Annotated in this window: 2 protein-coding genes; both read left to right on the top strand. The window is 62.7% G+C overall.

Annotated features, from left to right (window positions below):
- The coding region (locus AACS18_RS23735) for an efflux RND transporter permease subunit (RefSeq protein WP_258228794.1) at positions 1–814 on the top strand (814 nt) is incomplete at its 5' end.
- Between the two features lie 211 nt (positions 815–1,025).
- On the top strand, positions 1,026–3,249 hold a 2,224-nt coding region (locus AACS18_RS22225), incomplete at its 3' end, for a YgiQ family radical SAM protein (RefSeq protein ID WP_108613350.1).

Genomic DNA, 3,249 nt, shown 5'->3' with positions numbered 1-3,249 from the left:
CCTCAAGGCAGCCAATGGCGAGATGGTCAGTCTCTCGACCCTGGCGACCGTCAAGCAGGTGGCGACTGCCAACCGCCTCAACCACTACCAGCGGCAAAAAGCGATCACCCTGACCGCCGACGTGCATCCTGACCACACCCTGGGTGAGGCCCTCGATTTCCTCGATGGCTGGGCCAACGCCAATCTGCCCACCGGCATGACGGTGGATTACGCCGGTGATTCCAAGGATTACCGCGACAATCAGGGGGAGATGGTGCTGGTCTTTGGCCTCGCCCTGCTGGTGGTCTATCTGGTGCTGGTGGCCCAGTTCGAGAGCACCCTGACCCCGGCGGTGGTGATGGTGACGGTGCCGCTCGGCATCTTCGGCGGTCTTTTGGGCCTCTGGCTGACGGGGCAGGAGATGAGCATCTACAGCCAGATCGGGATGATCATGCTGATCGGCATGGTGACCAAGAACGGCATCCTCATCGTCGAGTTCATCAACCAGCTGCGCCAGCGGGGGGAAGGGTTCGAGGAGGCGATCATCGCAGGCTCGGTGCGCCGCTTGCGCCCCATCCTGATGACTTCGCTCACCGCCATTATCGGCGCGGTGCCGCTGATGCTCTCCATGGGGGCGGGTTACGAGAGCCGGATGGCGGTGGGTACAGTGGTCTTCTTCGGGTTGTCGCTGGCAACCCTGGTGACCCTGCTGGTGGTGCCCGCCATCTACCATCTGATCGCCCGCCACGCTGGCATGACAGGGGCGCGGGATCAACAGGTAGACGAAGCGCTGGCCGCCAAGGGGGCAGGGGAGTCGCAGCCTCCGGCGCCCTGATCAGCGCCTTGACCTGAATCCTGGTCTGAACCCTGACCTGCGCGCTCAAGCGGGGCGGGTTATCAGCCTCCATCATCACAAGGGCGCCTGCGGGCGCCCTTGCTATTGCGGGCGGCGACCTATTCCGCGGGATCTATAGGGACAAAAAGCCATCGCTCCCCTTGGCCGCAACCGGTATAATGCGCGACCCGAATTTTTCCAGGTGTTCAAAATGCAGCCGGTACCCCACCTTTTCTCCTATCCCCGCTATTGGGCCGAGTGCTACGGCACGGCGCCCTTCCTGCCCATGTCCCGCAAAGAGATGGACAAGCTGGGTTGGGACAGCTGCGACGTCATTCTGGTGACGGGGGATGCCTACGTGGATCACCCGAGCTTCGGCATGGCGGTCATCGGTCGCATGCTGGAATCCCAGGGCTTTCGGGTCGGCATCATCGCCCAGCCGGACTGGTCATCGAAGGATGACTTTATGCGTCTGGGCAAACCGAACCTCTTCTTCGGGGTGACGGCGGGCAACATGGACTCCATGATCAACCGCTACACCTCCGATAAAAAGCTGCGCCACGACGACGCCTACACCCCGGGGGATGTAGGCGGCAAGCGGCCGGATCGCGCCACCCTGGTCTATACCCAGCGCTGCAAGGAGGCCTTCAAGGAGGTGCCGGTGGTCATCGGCGGCATCGAGGCTTCCTTACGCCGTATCGCCCACTACGACTACTGGTCCGAGACCATCCGCCGCTCCATCCTGCTCGATGCCAAGGCCGATATCCTCATCTACGGCAACGCCGAGCGGCCGCTGGTGGAAGTGGCCCACCGCATTGCAGCGGGGGAGACCATCGACACCATGCAGGATATTCGCGGCACCGCCGTCATCCGCAAGGAGCCGCTGCCGGGCTGGAAAGGGGTGGATTCGAGCAAGCTCGACCAGATTGGCCGCATCGATCCCATCATGAACCCCTATATGGAAGGGGCCCCATGCTCGGATGACGCCAGCGAAACGGCACCTGCCGCGCAGGAAGCCAAACCTGTGCTGGTGCAGCCGCCTAAGCAAAAGCCGTGGGAGAAGACTTACGTCAAGCTGCCGGCATTCGAGCGGGTGAAAGAGGACAAGGTGCTCTACGCCCACGCGTCCCGCATTCTGCACCACGAGACCAACCCCGGCTGTGCCCGCGCCCTGTCGCAGGCCCACGGCGATCGCATCATCTGGGTCAACCCGCCCGCCTTCCCGCTCGAAACCGACGAGATGGACGGCGTATTCGGCCTGCCCTACCAGCGGGTGCCGCACCCGGCCTATGGCAACGAGAAGATCCCGGCGTTCGAGATGATCAAGACCTCGGTCAACATCATGCGCGGCTGCTTTGGCGGCTGCTCCTTCTGCTCCATCACCGAGCACGAAGGGCGCATCATCCAGAGCCGCTCGGAAGAGTCGATCCTCAAGGAAATCGAAGATATCCGTGACAAGGTGCCGGGCTTTACCGGGGTCATCTCGGATCTCGGCGGCCCCACCGCCAACATGTACAAGCTGCGCTGCAAGAGCCCCAAGGCCGAGCAGACCTGCCGTCGCGCCTCCTGTGTCTGGCCCACCATCTGCCCGCATATGGACACCGACCACAGCCCGACCATCAACCTCTATCGCAAGGCGCGCGACCTCAAGGGGATCAAGAAGATCCTGATCGCCTCCGGCGTGCGTTACGACATCGCGGTGGAAGATCCCCGCTATATCAAGGAGCTGGCCAAGTATCACGTCGGCGGCTACCTCAAGATCGCGCCGGAACACACCGAAGAGGGCCCGCTCTCCAAGATGATGAAGCCGGGCATGGGCAGCTACTACCAGTTCAAGGAGCTGTTCGACAAATACTCCAAAGAGGCGGGCAAGCAGCAGTACTTGATCCCCTACTTTATCTCCGCCCACCCGGGCACCACGGATGAAGACATGATCAATCTGGCGCTCTGGGTCAAAGAGAACCGCTTCAAGCTCGATCAGGTGCAGAACTTCTACCCGTCGCCGCTCGCCAACGCCACCACCATGTATTACACGGAGAAAAACCCGTTAAACAAGGTGAGCCGCACCGGTGGCGATGTGTTTGTTGCCAAGGGCGAGCGCCGTCGCCGCCTGCACAAGGCACTGCTGCGCTACCACGACCCCGCTGGCTGGCCGATGATCCGCGAAGCCCTGCTCGCCATGGGCAAGGGCCACCTGATTGGCAACGGTCCCGGCTGTCTGGTGCCGGCGGAAGGGCGCAACGAGCGTGCCGCCAGCGGCAAGGGCATGAAACCGGCCCTGACTCGCCATAGCAACATCAGTCACCAGCGTGGCAATGGCACAGGCAACAAGCCGACCGGCGGCAAGCCGGTCGGCTCCCAGCTGCACAAAGGCGCGGCTAATGGCAAACCGGCCGCACAGGGTGAAGGCAAGAGTGCGGGCCAGAATGCAGGTA

It is taken from the genome of Aeromonas sp. HMWF015 (genome assembly GCF_963878965.1).
GTDB classification, from domain to species: domain Bacteria; phylum Pseudomonadota; class Gammaproteobacteria; order Enterobacterales; family Aeromonadaceae; genus Aeromonas; species Aeromonas veronii.
Note: the sequence above shows the minus strand (reverse complement) of the source record. Positions and strands in the feature narration are given on the sequence as shown.